The following is a 253-nucleotide window of genomic DNA, read 5'->3' on the forward strand; positions in this document are numbered from 1 at the left end:
TTGCTGGCATTGATATCTCTGTCAAGGTATTCCCCGCATGTCGGGCAGTCCCACTCCCGGATATTGAGCGGCTTCTTGCCGTCTCGGTGTCCGCAACTCGAACAAACCTGACTAGACGGATAGAACCGGTCTGCTTTGATAAGTGTCCGTCCTTTTTGCTTGGATTTATATTCTAATTGGCGGACGAATTCATACCATCCTGCATCACCAATGCTTTTTGCCAGTTTATGATTTTTCATCAGGTTCTTACTGG

General features: G+C 47.0%; 1 protein-coding gene. It reads right to left on the minus strand.

Annotation, left to right across the window (positions count from 1 at the left end):
• A partial coding sequence (locus tag ACYQ4S_RS12985) for an RNA-guided endonuclease TnpB family protein (protein ID WP_459771600.1) occupies positions 1 to 253 on the minus strand: 253 nt, incomplete at both ends.

The organism is Alkalibacterium sp. s-m-28, assembly GCF_054658175.1.